The organism is Campylobacter sp. RKI_CA19_01122 (assembly GCF_025771325.1).
Classification (GTDB): domain Bacteria; phylum Campylobacterota; class Campylobacteria; order Campylobacterales; family Campylobacteraceae; genus Campylobacter_D; species Campylobacter_D lari_D.
Map to the genome: position 1 here is coordinate 1 of NZ_JAKMPZ010000019.1, position 14075 is coordinate 14075.

16 protein-coding genes and 1 pseudogene are annotated in these 14075 nt (G+C 29.7%); 11 read left to right on the top strand and 6 right to left on the bottom strand.

What is annotated here, in order from left to right:
* From L8U37_RS07935 to L8U37_RS07945, 3 genes are all read right to left on the bottom strand, one after another.
* A partial coding sequence (locus L8U37_RS07935; protein WP_220567129.1) for a ribbon-helix-helix protein, CopG family occupies nt 1–219 on the bottom strand: 219 nt, incomplete at its 3' end.
* 10 nt (nt 220–229) lie between these two features.
* A complete protein-coding gene (locus L8U37_RS07940) occupies nt 230–793 on the bottom strand; it encodes a bacteriohemerythrin (protein WP_263659997.1) in 564 nt (187 codons plus the stop codon).
* Between the two features lie 77 nt (nt 794–870).
* Complete coding sequence (locus L8U37_RS07945) at nt 871–1458, bottom strand: bacteriohemerythrin (protein ID WP_220567131.1); 588 nt, start codon at nt 1456–1458, stop codon at nt 871–873.
* A gap of 129 nt (nt 1459–1587) precedes the next feature.
* Here L8U37_RS07945 and L8U37_RS07950 point away from each other — a divergent pair, with 129 nt between their 5' ends.
* Together L8U37_RS07950 and L8U37_RS07955 are read left to right on the top strand one after the other, a co-directional pair.
* A complete protein-coding gene (locus L8U37_RS07950) occupies nt 1588–2253 on the top strand; it encodes a response regulator transcription factor (protein WP_133318659.1) in 666 nt (221 codons plus the stop codon).
* Entirely contained in the window at nt 2246–3469 is a 1224-nt protein-coding gene (locus tag L8U37_RS07955) for a sensor histidine kinase (protein WP_263728971.1), read from the top strand. The genes L8U37_RS07950 and L8U37_RS07955 overlap by 8 nt, the downstream gene beginning before the upstream one ends.
* Before the next feature lie 2 nt (nt 3470–3471).
* Here L8U37_RS07955 and L8U37_RS07960 read toward each other — a convergent pair whose 3' ends face one another.
* The 3 genes from L8U37_RS07960 to ribE are packed head-to-tail and all read right to left on the bottom strand — an operon-like array spanning nt 3472 to nt 4920.
* Nucleotides 3472–3678, bottom strand: coding sequence for a hypothetical protein (locus L8U37_RS07960; protein WP_220567133.1), 207 nt, complete (start codon nt 3676–3678; stop codon nt 3472–3474).
* A gap of 1 nt (nt 3679) precedes the next feature.
* Nucleotides 3680–4348, bottom strand: a complete 669-nt coding sequence (gene pgeF / locus L8U37_RS07965; protein WP_263728972.1) for a peptidoglycan editing factor PgeF — start codon at nt 4346–4348, stop codon at nt 3680–3682.
* Nucleotides 4312–4920, bottom strand: a complete 609-nt coding sequence (gene ribE, locus L8U37_RS07970) for a riboflavin synthase (protein ID WP_263728973.1) — start codon at nt 4918–4920, stop codon at nt 4312–4314. The genes pgeF and ribE overlap by 37 nt, the downstream gene beginning before the upstream one ends.
* 123 nt (nt 4921–5043) lie before the next feature.
* Between ribE and mnmG the strand changes: the two genes are divergently transcribed.
* The 9 genes and pseudogenes from mnmG to L8U37_RS08015 all read left to right on the top strand — a co-directional run.
* A complete protein-coding gene (mnmG, locus tag L8U37_RS07975) occupies nt 5044–6900 on the top strand; it encodes a tRNA uridine-5-carboxymethylaminomethyl(34) synthesis enzyme MnmG (protein ID WP_220567135.1) in 1857 nt (618 codons plus the stop codon).
* Between the two features lie 164 nt (nt 6901–7064).
* On the top strand, nt 7065–7568 hold the full coding sequence (gene petA / locus L8U37_RS07980; RefSeq protein WP_133318665.1) for a ubiquinol-cytochrome c reductase iron-sulfur subunit: 504 nt from the start codon (nt 7065–7067) through the stop codon (nt 7566–7568).
* A gap of 1 nt (nt 7569) precedes the next feature.
* Nucleotides 7570–8814, top strand: a complete 1245-nt coding sequence (locus tag L8U37_RS07985; protein ID WP_220567136.1) for a cytochrome b — start codon at nt 7570–7572, stop codon at nt 8812–8814.
* Between the two features lie 2 nt (nt 8815–8816).
* Nucleotides 8817–9944: a c-type cytochrome gene (locus L8U37_RS07990; protein WP_220567137.1), complete on the top strand. Its 1128-nt coding sequence runs from the start codon at nt 8817–8819 to the stop codon at nt 9942–9944.
* A gap of 172 nt (nt 9945–10116) precedes the next feature.
* Nucleotides 10117–10902: a 30S ribosomal protein S2 gene (rpsB, locus tag L8U37_RS07995; protein ID WP_087700911.1), complete on the top strand. Its 786-nt coding sequence runs from the start codon at nt 10117–10119 to the stop codon at nt 10900–10902.
* Nucleotides 10902–11978, top strand: coding sequence for a translation elongation factor Ts (gene tsf, locus L8U37_RS08000; protein ID WP_039626638.1), 1077 nt, complete (start codon nt 10902–10904; stop codon nt 11976–11978). Before rpsB ends, tsf begins: the two co-directional genes overlap by 1 nt.
* 2 nt (nt 11979–11980) lie before the next feature.
* Nucleotides 11981–12616 (top strand): ABC transporter ATP-binding protein, encoded by a 636-nt coding sequence (locus tag L8U37_RS08005; RefSeq protein ID WP_133318668.1) that lies wholly within the window; start codon nt 11981–11983, stop codon nt 12614–12616.
* Nucleotides 12603–13373 (top strand): flagellar biosynthetic protein FliR, encoded by a 771-nt coding sequence (fliR, locus tag L8U37_RS08010; protein ID WP_220567140.1) that lies wholly within the window; start codon nt 12603–12605, stop codon nt 13371–13373. The genes L8U37_RS08005 and fliR overlap by 14 nt, the downstream gene beginning before the upstream one ends.
* 58 nt (nt 13374–13431) lie before the next feature.
* Nucleotides 13432–14075 (top strand): annotated as a pseudogene (locus tag L8U37_RS08015) (hypothetical protein); the annotation flags it as partial.

Sequence of the window (14075 nt, forward strand, 5' to 3'; positions counted from 1 at the left end):
ACATTTTAATTTTTTTATAATGTTATCTAATTTTTTACTATCTCCAACTTTTAAATCTTCTAAAGCTTCTATGGCTGGAGCAAAGTCTTCTATTTCATCAAGATAATTTTCTAAAGCATTGCGTAAAATTTCAGCTTTTTTCTTTTTAGAAAATTTCGCAGTTTGATTTAAGCGTTCATAAAGCTCTAATGGAAGAGTTAAAGTGTAGCGTTTATTCATTTTATAACCTTTATTTTAGTTTGATAGCTTCTTGACAAGTTTTACATTTGTAACTTGCATTGTTTAATTGAATTTTTTGGTGAATTTCGCAAGGAACTTTGTGAATTTTATTTACACAAGAGCAAATATATTCATAAATTTCTTGATTTTCTTGAAAAGTTGTAGTATTGGCATTTTTATTTAGTTGCGCTTGATGCCATTTTTCTATCTTCATATCTTCTCTTAAAATATGTTCTAAAAGCCATTTTGATGCAATGACATTAAGTTTTTCTTTGAGATCATTTGTGCTTTTGAGATTTTGAATTAAATCAATCATAGATTGGATGATACTTTTGTGAATTTTTTGATGGTTAGAAAGTTCAGGATAACCTATTTTTGCCATGTATTTTTCTTCTTCGGCAAAATGTTCTTTCATATAATTAAAAAAATCTGCAAGTAAAAATTTAATTTGTCCTTTATGGACAGGTTTATCTGAAATCATCTCGACATTTGCAGCAAGTTCAAAAAGTTTTTTATGCTGTCTGTCAATTTCTTCATTATGGATACTATATTTACTACACCATTTTGGTAGCATGTTAGCTCCTTGTTTATATTTAGAAGAGTTTTATAAGCATTATAGTTTACTATATTTTAAATTATTATTAATTTTTATTAGATTTCTATTTTTTCTTTGTATTGTATTAAATTCGCAGAGCATTCTTTACATTTAAACTGCACTTTAGAATATTGCATTTTTAAATGAATATCATAAGGAACCTTGTGTGTTTTTCCTTCGCATTGACATTGATATAAGAATTTTTTTGGTTTTGGAGCTTCTTCTTCAAAAGTATCTGAAGAATTCTTTGCTTGGGTGTTTTGACGCCAATGTTCTATCATCATATCATGCTGAATGATGTGTTCTATCAACCATGAATTAACTACTATATATAATTTTTCTTTTAAATCATTTGTACTTTTTATACTTTGTATGAGTTTTATCATGGATTTTGTGATTTGTTTATGCATGAGTTTGTGTTGATTTAGATAAGGGTAATTAATCTCAGCCATATAGGATTCTTCATCTTGAAAATGAATTTTAATATAGTGAAAAAATTCAGCAACTATCTTTTTAAGCTCGACTTGATAAACTGGCCTATCTGAAATTTCTTCCACTTTGGCAGCAAGTTCAAAAAGTTTTTTATGTTGTTCGTCAATTTTTTCATTATTAATACTATATTTTTGATCCCAATTTGGCAACATAATAAAATCCTAAATTCAATAAAATAGTTAATATTTTATAAATACTTGCCTTTAAATATGCTAAATTCACACTAAATTTACATAAAAAAAATATAATAATCCAAATTAAAATAGCATAAAAGGCTTAAAATGGCTACGCAAATTCTTTTACTAGAAGATGATATTAACTTAGGGGAAATTGTTAGTGAGTTTTTAGAAGAAGAAGGCTTTGAAGTGGTTTTGGTGGATAATGCTCAAGATGCACAAGATAAAGCTTATGAGAAAAATTTTGATTTATGGATTTTGGATGTAAAAGTCCCTTTAGGAGATGGTTTTAGTGTGCTTAAAAATTTAAGAGAAGCAGGTAGATATACCCCAGCTATTTTTATGACCTCTTTAAATACTACTATGGATTTACAACAAGGATTTGAATGTGGTTGTGATGATTATATCAAAAAGCCTTTTGAATTGCAGGAGTTAAAAATAAGGATTAATGCTATTTTAAAGCGTTCTTTTGCGCATAAAAATGAAGATTATGAGGACTTGGGAAATGGTTTTAAATTTGCTTTTATATCGCAAACTTTATATCAAAACGATAAGCCATTGTCTTTACCTTTAAAAGAATTAAAACTTTTATCATTACTTTTGAAAAATAAAGGTAAATTTATAGATACTGCTTATATTTTTGAAGAAATTTGGGAATATGATCAAGAGCCAAGTGAGCTTAGTTTGAGAGCTTATGTGAAAAATTTACGAAAAATTTTAGGAAAAGAAAGCATTATCAATCAAAGAGGAAGAGGGTATTGTTATGCATGAAGCCAAGCGCGTTGCATGGCAAATTCTTTCTTTGTATTTAGTAAGTGTAGGAAGTATTCTTGTAGTGCTTTTTGGTATATGGTATGCTAAGTTAATAGAAGATTTAATAAGCGAATATAGCGTAAAGCTAAGACAAGAACATCGTTTTGTGATTTTGCAAATGGAAAAATCGCGTTTTGAACCCATAGGAAAAAGTGCTAAGAAAATAGCTCAAATTTCTAATGTAAAATTTGCAATATTTGATAGAACTAAGGTTTATTTTTCTAATCTTGATTTACCTGCTCAAACAATTTTTTTTAAATTAAATAATGCGAATATTTATAATAATAACACTTTGATTTATGTAGCTGATATAAATTTAAATAGCTTGTTACTTGCTGATAATCAAAATCAAAGTGCTTTAGAAATATTAGGAGATGTAAATCGTTTAAGAGTTTTAATACAAGGTGATGATATTTCTAAAGAACTTGGATTTATAAGATTTAAAGTTGCTTTAGCTATGGTACTTTCTTTGATTTTTGTTAGTTTAGTAGGATATTTAATACTTAAATTTGCACTCAAACCTTTAGAAGTAAGAATAAGGTTTTTAAATAATTTTATAAAAGATACCACTCATGAGATTAATACCCCAATTAGTGCAATATTAATGAGTGTAGAGAGTTTAGAAAGAAAAAAGAATTTTGAAGAAATTAAGGTTTTAAAGCGTGTAAAAATAGCGGCTTTGACTTTGAGTCATTTGTATTCAGATTTAACTTTTTTAAATTTTTCTCAAGCTTATGAAGCAAAAAAAGATTGGATATTTTTAAAAAATTTGATTAAAGAAAGAATGGAGTATTTTAAGATATTTTTAGAGCAAAAAAATATCGACTTAGAACTTGTTTTAGAGGATAATGGAAAAATTTATGCTAATAAAGAGCAATTTTTTAAAATGTTTGATAATCTCATTAACAACGCGATAAAATATAATATAAAAAATGGTCATATTAAAATAACTCTTTTAGAGCAAAAACTTATAATAGCAGATAGTGGCTGTGGTATAGCAAAGGAAAATTTGGCTAATATTTTTGAGCGTTATTCAAGATTTAATGAAAATCAAGGTGGTTTTGGTATAGGACTTTCTTTGGTGGATAAAATTTGTAAAGAACATAATATAAAAATAAAAGTAGAAAGTGAGTTAAAGAAAGGAACAAAATTTATTTTAATTTGGAAAAATTAAAATTATTTATTGCTCATTTTAGCTTTTTCTTTAGCATTTATAAGCGTTGTGATAAATTCATTTAAATTTTTAGTATCGTTTTGATTTAGAGTTTGTGAGGTATGATTTAGCATTTGAGTGATTAAAAGTTCATTGCTTAAGTCATTATCGCCAAATTCTCTAGCTTTTTGTAGAATTTTTAAAGCAAGTAGATTTTTTACTTCATACATTTTAATCCTTTAAATAAATCACGCTAACAATGCGCTTTGGAGTTTGATTTTTTCTATAAGAAAAAAATCTCTCATCATCAAAGGTGCAAAGATTGATATCAAAAATATCATTAATACCTAATTCTTTTGTTTGAAATTTAACTAATGCTTTTAAATCAAGCTTGTTTTTATGTAAAAAATGTGCAAAATTTTCTTTGCTGTGGTTTAAAACCTCGCCATTAATTTCATAATTTTTAGCACAAATTCCTGCTGAAATGATGAGTTTTAAATTCTTGGTTTGAGTATTAAAGCTTTTTTGCATTTTCAAAACAGCTTCTTTTAAGATATTTTCAAAACAACCTTTTCTACCTGAATGCAAAGCTGCTACGGCTTTATTTTCATCATCATATAAAAGTAAAGGCAGGCAATCAGCGCTTAAAATACACAAAGCTATATTTTTTTCATTGCTAATTATCCCATCAGCATTAAAGTGAAAATTTTTATTATAATGAGTGATGATATTGGAATGAATTTGATTTAAAAATACACACTTTTTTATAGAATTTTCCCAAGGAAAAATATTATTACAAATTTTTGCTCTAAAAATATTATAATCTTGATCAAAGGCTACAAAAGCTTTTGCGAAATCATTTTCTAATAAAGTGATGTAATCTTGTCTATTTGTTGCCATGAAATTTCTTTTTTATAATTTAATTGTCTGTGTATGTATCTTGCTAAAAGATCACTTTCTATATTGACGCGTCTTCCTATGATGTAATTTTTAAACAAGGTTTCATTAAAGGTTATAGGAATAATAGTCAAACGAATACTATCTTTTAAAACTTCATTGATAGTTAAACTTACTCCATCTATAGCTACGCTTGCTTTATTTGCCATATAAATTTGTATATTATCAGGGCATTTAATATAAAAATCAACTCCGTTTTCTTTTTTAGAAATATTAGTAATTTCGCCAATACCATCAATGTGTCCTTGCATTAAATGCCCATCTATTCTATCGCCATAAGCTAATGCAGGTTCAATATGCACATAGTCTTTTAAATTTTCAATAGCTATGTGAGTTCTTGTTTCATAAGAAAGTTCAAGATTAAAGCCATCATCAAAAAGTTTTGTTACGCTCAAGCACGCACCATTAACTGCTATACTATCGCCTAGTTTTGGCTTGTAACTTGCTTTTAATCTTAAAGTGTTGTTTTGATATGATTTGACAAAGGCTAATTCGCGGATTAATCCATTAAACATTCAATACCTTTAATTTTTATGAGATTTTATCCAAAACTTTTAAATTTCAAAAAGTATTTTTAGTGTTTTATTTTAAAAAATATTATATAATTTTTGCCTTTTTTATAAAAATGAGGTCAAAATATGTATGATATAATCGTAATAGGTGGCGGGCATGCTGGAGTTGAAGCTAGTGCCGGGGCTGCTAGAATGGGCAAAAAAACTTTACTTTTAACTACTTTAATCGAGCAAATTGGTGCTGCAAGTTGTAATCCTGCTATAGGCGGCTTAGCAAAAGGACATTTGGTAAAAGAGCTTGATGCTATGGGTGGACTTATGGGACAAATTACCGATGAGGCTGGAATTCAATTTAGAATTTTAAATGAAAGCAAAGGTGTTGCAGTGCGTGGAAGTAGAGCGCAAATTGATATGGACGCTTATAGAATTTGTGCTAGAAATAAGCTTTTAAAACTTGAAAATTTAGAAATCTCTCAAGAGCAAGCTTTGTCTTTACTTATAGAAAATGACGAGGTTAAGGGCGTTAAAACTAATTTAGAAAATACATATTTTGCTAAAAAAATCATACTTACAACAGGAACTTTTTTAAATGGACTTATCCATATAGGTGAAACTAAGCTTCAAGCAGGTAGGGTAGGTGAGCTTGCGTCTGTAAATTTGGGTGAGTATTTAAAACAAAGTGGTTTAAAAGTAGGGAGGTTAAAAACAGGAACTTGTCCAAGAGTAGATGCTAAAAGTATTGATTTTAGTGTTTTAGAAATTCAACCCGGAGATGAAAATCCTAAGGCCTTTAGTTTTAAAACAAAAAATTTCAAGCCTAATCAACTTCCATGTTATATAGCAAGAACAAATTTAAAAACACATGAGATTATAAAAAGTAACTTTTACCGTGCTCCGCTTTTTACAGGACAAATTGAAGGTATAGGTCCAAGATATTGTCCATCTATAGAAGATAAGATTAATCGTTTTGGTGATAAAGAAAGTCATCATTTATTTATAGAGCCACAAACTAAAGATGCTACTGAATATTATATCAATGGCTTTTCTACCTCACTTCCTTATGAAGTGCAAATTGCGATGTTAAGAAGTATAAAAGGTTTTGAAAATGCTAAAATCACGCGTTTTGGTTATGCTATAGAGTATGATTATATTGATCCAACGGAGTTAAAACATACTTTAGAAACTAAAAAGATTAAAAATTTGTATTGTGCTGGGCAAATTAACGGAACTACTGGTTATGAAGAAGCAGCTGCACAAGGTTTTATGGCAGGAGTGAACGCGGTTTTAGCAATTGATGAAAAAGAGCCTTTTGTATTAAGACGCGATGAGGCTTATATAGGGGTATTAATCGATGATTTAGTAATGAAAGGCACAAAAGAGCCTTATAGAATGTTTACTTCAAGAGCTGAATATAGACTGCTCTTAAGAGAAGAAAATGCTATTTTAAGACTTGGAGAATATGGACATAATTTTAAACTTTTAAGTCAAGAAGACTATGCATATATTGATAATATAAAGCAAAATGTTAGGAAAGGACTTGAGTTTTTACTTCAAACTACATGGACACCAAGCAATCAAAATAATGAATTTTTGCAAAGCATTAAAGAAGAAAAAATTACCTCAATAGTAAGTTTGCAAAAAATTGTTGCAAGAGCGAGTTTTAATATAGAAAAATTAAAAGCTCTAGATGAAATGTTTGCAAAAATGGATGAGTATTCTTTAAATGAAATTTTAAATGAAGCAAAATATTATCATTATATAGCAATGCAAAAAGCACAAATAGAAAAAATGAAAAACTTAAATGACTTAAAAATTCCTGAAAATTTTGACTTTAAAAGTGTAAGTGGTTTGAGTAATGAAGTGGTGGAAAAACTGCAAAAATTTAATCCGCCAACTATTTTTGCTGCTTCGCAAATTAGTGGCATCACCCCTGCTGCTTTAGATATTTTGCATATTTATATCAAAATGAAAAACAATAGATGATATTACTTATCTATTGTTTTGATTTGAAAATAAATACACTTCTGTTATTTTAAATAAATACTTGCATATCTTAAATAAAGCTTTTTTATATAAAGAAAAAATTTATTATTTTTTAGATAAACTGCTATACTTTACAACAAATAAATCAAAACAAAGGAAGTAAAATGGCTACATCTGAAAGTAGACGAAGCTTTATGGGCTTTGCCTTTGGAACGGTAGCTGCTGTGGGTGGTGCTTTTTCATTAGTTGCAATGAAAAAAACATGGGATCCGCTCCCAAGTGTAAAAGCAGCAGGTATTACTACCGTAGATCTTTCTGGTATGAAAGAAGGCGAATTAAGAACAATCGAGTGGCGTAAAAAGCCTATATTTATCTTAAAAAAAGATGCGGATATGGCAAAAGATAGCAGTAGGGATGTTATTGTGGGTGATGTTGCATATACTGTAGTTATTGGTCTTTGCACGCATTTAGGCTGTATTCCAGCTTATGCTCCAAGTGAGAAATTGTTTAAGTGCGCATGCCACGGTGGCGAATTTGACACTAGTGGTAAAAATGTATTTGGTCCTCCTCCAAGACCTTTGGACATTCCTCCTTTTAGAATTGATGGAACTAAATTAGTGTTAGGTGAAGAAGGTCCAGAATATAAAAAAATGATTGCGGAGGCTTGATATGGCACAGATAAAAAAAGCTAGTGGTATTATAGATTGGCTTGATCAAAGATTAGCTGTAAATAAGCTTTTTAATGTTTTAATGGCTCAGTATTGGATACCAAAACAAATTAACTTCTTATGGGCAATGGGTGTTATCCTAACAACTCTTTTTGCTATTTTATTTATTTCAGGTCTATTTTTAGTAATGTATTATAAGCCAGATGTGGCTTTGGCTTTTGATAGTGTTAATAAAACTATCATGCAAGAAGTAGAGTATGGTTGGCTTTGGCGTCATATGCATGGTGTGGCTGCTTCAGTTGTGTTTTTAATCATATATATCCATATGTTAACAGGAATTTATTATGGCTCTTATAAAAAGGGTCGTGAGATGATTTGGATTAGCGGTATGCTTTTATTTGTTGTATTTTCAGCAGAAGCATTTAGTGGGTATATGTTGCCTTGGGGACAAATGAGTTTTTGGGCTGCTCAAGTTATTACTCAGCTTTTTGGTGGAATTCCTTTTATAGGTGATGCATTAGTTATTTGGATAAGAGGAGATTTTGCAGTATCAGATCCAACTTTAACTAGATTTTTTATGCTGCATGTGTGCTTATTGCCAATTGTAATTTTAGCAATTATTGCATTCCACTTTTATTCTTTAAGAATTCCTCATGTAAATAATGAAATTTCAGAAGAAATTGATTTTGATTTGGAAGCTGAAAAATATTTAGCAGGTGATACAAAAGGTTCTAAAGTTATTCCTTTTTGGCCAGGATTTTTAGCTAAAGATTTTATGTATATTGCGTTATTTATGATTTTCTTTTTCTATTTGGTGTGTTTTAAATTTAATTTCGCAATGGATCCAATTAACTTTGACCCAGCAAATTCTTTAAAAACACCTCCTCATATTTATCCTGAGTGGTATTTCTTATGGAGTTATGAAGTTTTAAGAGGATTTTTCTTTGATGTTGGAAGCATTAAAGCTTTTGATATAGGTCTTGCAGCGTTTGGTATAGCACAAATTATTTTCTTCTTGTTGCCTTGGCTTGATAGAAGTGATGTTGTAAAACCAGCACACGAAAGACCAATGTTTTTTGTATGGTTTTGGGTGTTATTGATAGATTTAATTGTACTAACAGTTTATGGAAAGCTTCCTCCAACGGGAATTAATGCTTGGATAGGATTTTATGCTTCTATGGTATTTTTACTATTATTGTTAGTAGTCTTACCAATTATTACTATCATGGAAAGAAAAAGGGGCTAATAATGAGAGAATTAAAAATATTTTTTGTAGTTGTCTTTTTCACAGGTTTAGTTTATTGGGGGGTTGAGCCTTATGCACATTCAGTGATGAATCCTCCTTCAACTCCAGTTAATTTTGACTTTGCAAAAGCTGATGCAGAATTTACCAAAGGCGAAGTTGCTTTAAAAGAAAAAGCTGCAATAGATGCTAATGCTTCAGGAAGTGAAAAAGCTATAGCTAATGCTCAAAAAGCATTAGAGCTTGCTAAAAGCCAAGAAGAAGCTACCAAGCAATTATGGGAAAAAATCGCAAAAATCGATTTTAGCAAAGGTAATGCACAAAAAGGAAAAGAGCTTTTTGAAGGAAATTGTATTGCATGTCATGGTGTGAAAGCCGTCGGAATTCCTGCTACTATTACAGATTCTTCTTTAGGTGTAACACCTCCTGATTTAAGTGATGCGGGTGCTATTTATGATGAGAAATTTTTAGCAGCACTGATTGTTGATCCAGTTAAGGCTTTGCAAATTTCACATAAATTTAATGATGAAAATCCATTCTTAATGCCTGCTTATCCTTTAAGTGGTGATGAAGCACAAGATAATCAAGATTTAGCAGATTTAATTGCATTCTTTAAAAATACAGCTAGTGAGTATGAGAAGGAATTTGATACAAAATTAAAAGTAGATTTAGAAGAAAAATATGCTAAAAACCAAGAGCTTTCAGAGCAAGCAAAAACGGCTTTAATTGCAAAAGAATTTGATTTTGCTAAAAACAAACATACATTTGAAAATGCTTGCGGAAGATGCCATGATGTAAAGTATGATGGTTTTGTTTCAAGTTCAAATATGAGTGATTTAAAAAATTATCTTGGTATGACACCTCCGGATTTATCTATGATGATTCGTTCTAAAGGCACGCATTATCTTGAAATCTTCATCAATGAACCTCAAAAGAAAATTCATGGAACTGCTATGCCAAGAGTTGGTCTAAATGAAAAAGCACAAACTCAAGTTATTAGTTATCTTGAAAAAGTTGGTGATAGTAAAAAAGAAGAAAGAGAACAAACAGGAATTTATATTATGATATTCTTTGCTATCTTAAGTATTTTTGCTATAGGTTGGAAAAGATCAGTTTGGTCTAAACTACACTAATTTACTCAAAGAACGCCTTGTGGCGTTCTTTTTCTTCAATAATAAGCTAAATATAAAATAAAATTTGATATAATATTTTTTCATTTCACACGCATTAATTCCTTATTAGGTTGCTTATGGGTTAAAGAATGCGGAGGAATAAACCTAATTATTTTATTTCAAGGAGAATTTCATGGTAAGCATGAGAGATTTGTTAGAGTGTGGTGTACACTTCGGACACCAAACAAGAAGATGGAATCCAAAAATGAAAAAATTTATTTTTGGTGAAAGAAAAGGTATTTATGTAATTGATTTGCAAAAAACGCTTAGATATTTTAGATATACATATAACATTGTTCGTGACGCTGCAGCAGAAGGTAAGACAATTTTATTTGTTGGAACTAAAAAACAAGCAGGTGGAGCGATTAAGGAATATGCTGAAAAATGTGGTATGCCTTATGTAAATCACAGATGGCTTGGTGGTATGATGACAAATTTTGGAACTATCCGCCAATCAATTAGAAAATTAGAAGTTATAGAAAAAATGGAAGAAGATGGAAGTATTAAACTTTTAACTAAAAAAGAAGCATTAATGCTTACTAGAAAAAAAGAAAAATTACTAGCATATCTTGGTGGTATTAGATATATGAAAACTCAACCTGATATGATTTTTGTTATTGATACTGTTAAAGAAAAAATTGCAGTACAAGAAGCTAATAGATTAAAAATCCCTGTAGTTGCTCCACTAGATACAAACTGCGATCCTGATTTAGTTGATTTTCCAATTCCAGGAAATGATGATGCAATTCGTTCGGTTCAACTTTTCTGTCAAGAAATGGCTGAAGCAATCAATGAAGGTAAAGCATTAAGAGAGCAAGATGGTGAAGTTAGCGAAGAACAGCCTATTTCTGAAGAAGAGAAAAAAGAAGTTTTAGAAGAAGCTATGAGTGAAGAAGATTTTGAAGGAGATAAAGAGTAATGGCTGAAATCACTGCACAAATGGTAAAAGAACTGCGCGAGAGTACTGGCGCAGGTATGATGGATTGTAAAAATGCTTTAAAAGATACAGATGGTGATTTTGAAAAAGCAGTGCAACTTTTAAGAGAAAAAGGACTTGGAAAAGCTGATAAAAAAGCTGATCGTTTAGCTGCTGAAGGTTTAGTAAGTGTAAAAGTAAGTGATGATTTTAAATGTGCAACTGTAAGTGAAATTAACTCAGAAACAGATTTTGTTGCTAAAAATGAACAATTTATTGCTTTAACAAAAGATACAACAGCGCATATTCAAGCTAAGAGTCTTCAAAATGTTGAAGAATTACATTCAAGTGAGATTAATGGTGTTAAATTTGAAGAGTATTTAAAAAGCCAAATTGCAACTATTGGTGAAAATTTAGTTGTTAGAAGATTTGCTACTTTAAAAGCAGGTGCTAATGGCATAGTAAATGGTTATATTCACACCAATGGTCGTGTTGGTGTAGTTATTGCTGCAGCTTGCGATAGTGAAGCTACGGCTAGCAAGTGTGGAGAATTTTTAAAACATATTTGTATGCATATTGCTGCAATGAAGCCAAGTTATTTATCTTATGAAGAGCTTGATATGGATTTTGTAGAAAATGAGTATAAAGCTTTAGTTGCTGAGTTAGAAAAAGAAAATGAAGAAAGAAGAAGATTAAAAGATCCTAATAAACCAGAGCATAAAATTCCAAAATATGCAAGCAGAAAACAATTAACTCAAGAGGTAATTCAAGCAGCTGAAGAAGCTATTAAGGCTGAACTTCAAGCACAAGGTAAGCCAGAAAAAATTTGGCCTAATATTATCCCAGGTAAGTTGAATAGTTTTATAGCAGATAACTCTCAACTTGATAGCAGACTTACTTTAATGGGTCAGTTTTATGTAATGGATGATAAAAAAACTATCGAACAAGTAATTGCTGATAAAGAAAAGGAACTAGGTGGAACTATCAAAATAGTCGAATTTATTCGCTTTGAAGTAGGTGAGGGCCTAGAAAAGAAAACTGAAGATTTTGCTGCTGAAGTTGCTGCACAAATTGGTTAAAAATGGAACTTTTAAAAGCGGAAAATTTAAACCATAGTTTTGATATTCCGCTTTTTGAAAATTTAAATTTTACTTTAAATACAAAAGATTGTATTGCAGTATGTGGAAGCAGTGGATGTGGTAAATCTACTCTTTTGCATATTTTATCTACCTTATTAAAACCTCAATCGGGAAAAGTTTTTTATAATAATCAAGATTTATACGACTTAGATGATGAAGCTTTGCTAGAAATTCGTAGAAAAGATTTTGGTATTATTTTTCAAATGCATTATTTATTTAAAGGTTTTTTGGCTTTTGAAAATATAGAACTTGCGAGTGTTTTAAGTGGGCAGAATATTGATTATGAATTATTAAAAAAACTTGATATTGCAGATTTAATGAATCAAAAAATCACAAAACTAAGCGGTGGACAACAGCAAAGAGTAAGTATAGCTAGGGTTTTAAGCAAGAAGCCAAAAATTATTTTTGCAGATGAGGCTACCGGAAATTTAGATTTTAAAAATGCTTTAAATGTAATGGATATTTTGATTGATTATATCAAAGAAAACAATGCAGCTTTAATTTTTGTTACGCATGATCAAGAGCTTGCTAAAAAATGTGATAAGGTTTTTCACTTAAACAACCATGGAATTTGTTAAATATTTAGGTGATGAAAATGTAGTTATTTTCATGCTTTTGTTTGCTAGAATGAGTGGGTTGATAATTTTTTTCCCTTTTTTTTCTCATAATAGTATTCCTTTGGTGGTAAAAACAACTTTGGTAATGTTTTTAACAATGTTTTTATACCCTTTAGCTAAACTTGAAAATAATACACCTGATTCTTTTTTTATTCTATATCTTTTAAGTGAAGTTATTTTTGGGATGATAGCAGGAATGATTTTGCAAATGACTTTTGCCATTTTGCAAATGGCAGGTGAGCAGATTTCTTTTACTATGGGTTTTTCAATGGCTAGTGTTATGGATCCCACAACAGGTGCAAATACTCCTGTAATTTCACAAGTTTTAAATTTATTAGCTTTGCTTGTATTTTTAGCTTTTGATGGACATCATTTGATTTTGCTTTTTATATCTAATTCATTGGAATATATTAGTTTAGGTGGATTTTATCCACATGAAAATTTAATGCTTTATTTAAATAAAGCTATGGTAAATATTTTTGTGCTTGGTTTTTCTATGGCTTTTCCTGTTTTAGCTATTTCTTTACTATCAGATGTGATTTTTGGCATGCTTATGAAAACTATGCCGCAATTTAATCTTTTAGTGGTTGGTTATCCTATCAAGATATTTTTGTCTTTCGCGGTTCTTATTGCTATTTTACTTATTATGATGCAATATTTTAAAAATTTAATAGTAAAAAGTTTTGAGCATATGGAGTTGTTATTTTTTAATATATAAGCATTAAATAATTAAAAATGTTTTAAAATAATGTATTTTTTATTCTTGGGAGATGATAATGAGGGTTTTGCTAATAAATTCCAATATAGCTGTTTCAAAATTAATTAGTTTGGGGGTTCAAAAATTAGGTTATGATTTTGAGGAGCTCAAGGATATTGAGGAGCTTGAGGGATTTTATGATGTAATTATTATAGATCATGATATTGAGGCTGATTTAGATGATTTAAAAAGTAAATGTGATAGATTGATTTATTTGTTACCTAGAAACCTAGAACAAAAAGAAGGTATAGAATGTTTGTATAAACCGTTTTTACCTACCGATTTTATAAATCTTCTAAGTGGAGATGGGGTTTTGGATGATATTCAAAAAGATGCTTTGAGCGAAGATGAACTAAATTTTGATGATGAGGAAGTTGTTGGTAAAGATATGCCTTTGGATGGAAATGAACTTTTAGAAGGTATTGATTTGTCTGAACATGAAGAAAATTTGAGTGAAGATGATTTAAACTTACAAGAAGATTTTTTTGAAGAGAATTTAGGTGATGGATTAAAAAATGATGATATGTTTAATGCGACAAGTGAGTTAATAGATGAAGAGAAAACAGAAGATGATTTAGTTTTTTCAGATAGCTTGGATAAAGAAAATATAGAAGAAAATATAGAAGAAAATATAGAAGAAAATATAGAAGAAAATATAGAAGA

Bases quoted from the DNA above. Each gene is read 5' to 3' on its own strand.
- L8U37_RS07940 (WP_263659997.1), bottom strand. From the start codon at position 793: ATGCTACCAAAATGGTGTAGTAAATATAGTATCCATAATGAAGAAATT.
- L8U37_RS07945 (WP_220567131.1), bottom strand. From the start codon at position 1,458: ATGTTGCCAAATTGGGATCAAAAATATAGTATTAATAATGAAAAAATT.
- L8U37_RS07950 (WP_133318659.1), top strand. From the start codon at position 1,588: ATGGCTACGCAAATTCTTTTACTAGAAGATGATATTAACTTAGGGGAA.
- L8U37_RS07955 (WP_263728971.1), top strand. From the start codon at position 2,246: ATGCATGAAGCCAAGCGCGTTGCATGGCAAATTCTTTCTTTGTATTTA.
- L8U37_RS07960 (WP_220567133.1), bottom strand. From the start codon at position 3,678: ATGTATGAAGTAAAAAATCTACTTGCTTTAAAAATTCTACAAAAAGCT.
- pgeF (WP_263728972.1), bottom strand. From the start codon at position 4,348: ATGGCAACAAATAGACAAGATTACATCACTTTATTAGAAAATGATTTC.
- ribE (WP_263728973.1), bottom strand. From the start codon at position 4,920: ATGTTTAATGGATTAATCCGCGAATTAGCCTTTGTCAAATCATATCAA.
- mnmG (WP_220567135.1), top strand. From the start codon at position 5,044: ATGTATGATATAATCGTAATAGGTGGCGGGCATGCTGGAGTTGAAGCT.
- petA (WP_133318665.1), top strand. From the start codon at position 7,065: ATGGCTACATCTGAAAGTAGACGAAGCTTTATGGGCTTTGCCTTTGGA.
- L8U37_RS07985 (WP_220567136.1), top strand. From the start codon at position 7,570: ATGGCACAGATAAAAAAAGCTAGTGGTATTATAGATTGGCTTGATCAA.
- L8U37_RS07990 (WP_220567137.1), top strand. From the start codon at position 8,817: ATGAGAGAATTAAAAATATTTTTTGTAGTTGTCTTTTTCACAGGTTTA.
- rpsB (WP_087700911.1), top strand. From the start codon at position 10,117: ATGGTAAGCATGAGAGATTTGTTAGAGTGTGGTGTACACTTCGGACAC.
- tsf (WP_039626638.1), top strand. From the start codon at position 10,902: ATGGCTGAAATCACTGCACAAATGGTAAAAGAACTGCGCGAGAGTACT.
- L8U37_RS08005 (WP_133318668.1), top strand. From the start codon at position 11,981: ATGGAACTTTTAAAAGCGGAAAATTTAAACCATAGTTTTGATATTCCG.
- fliR (WP_220567140.1), top strand. From the start codon at position 12,603: ATGGAATTTGTTAAATATTTAGGTGATGAAAATGTAGTTATTTTCATG.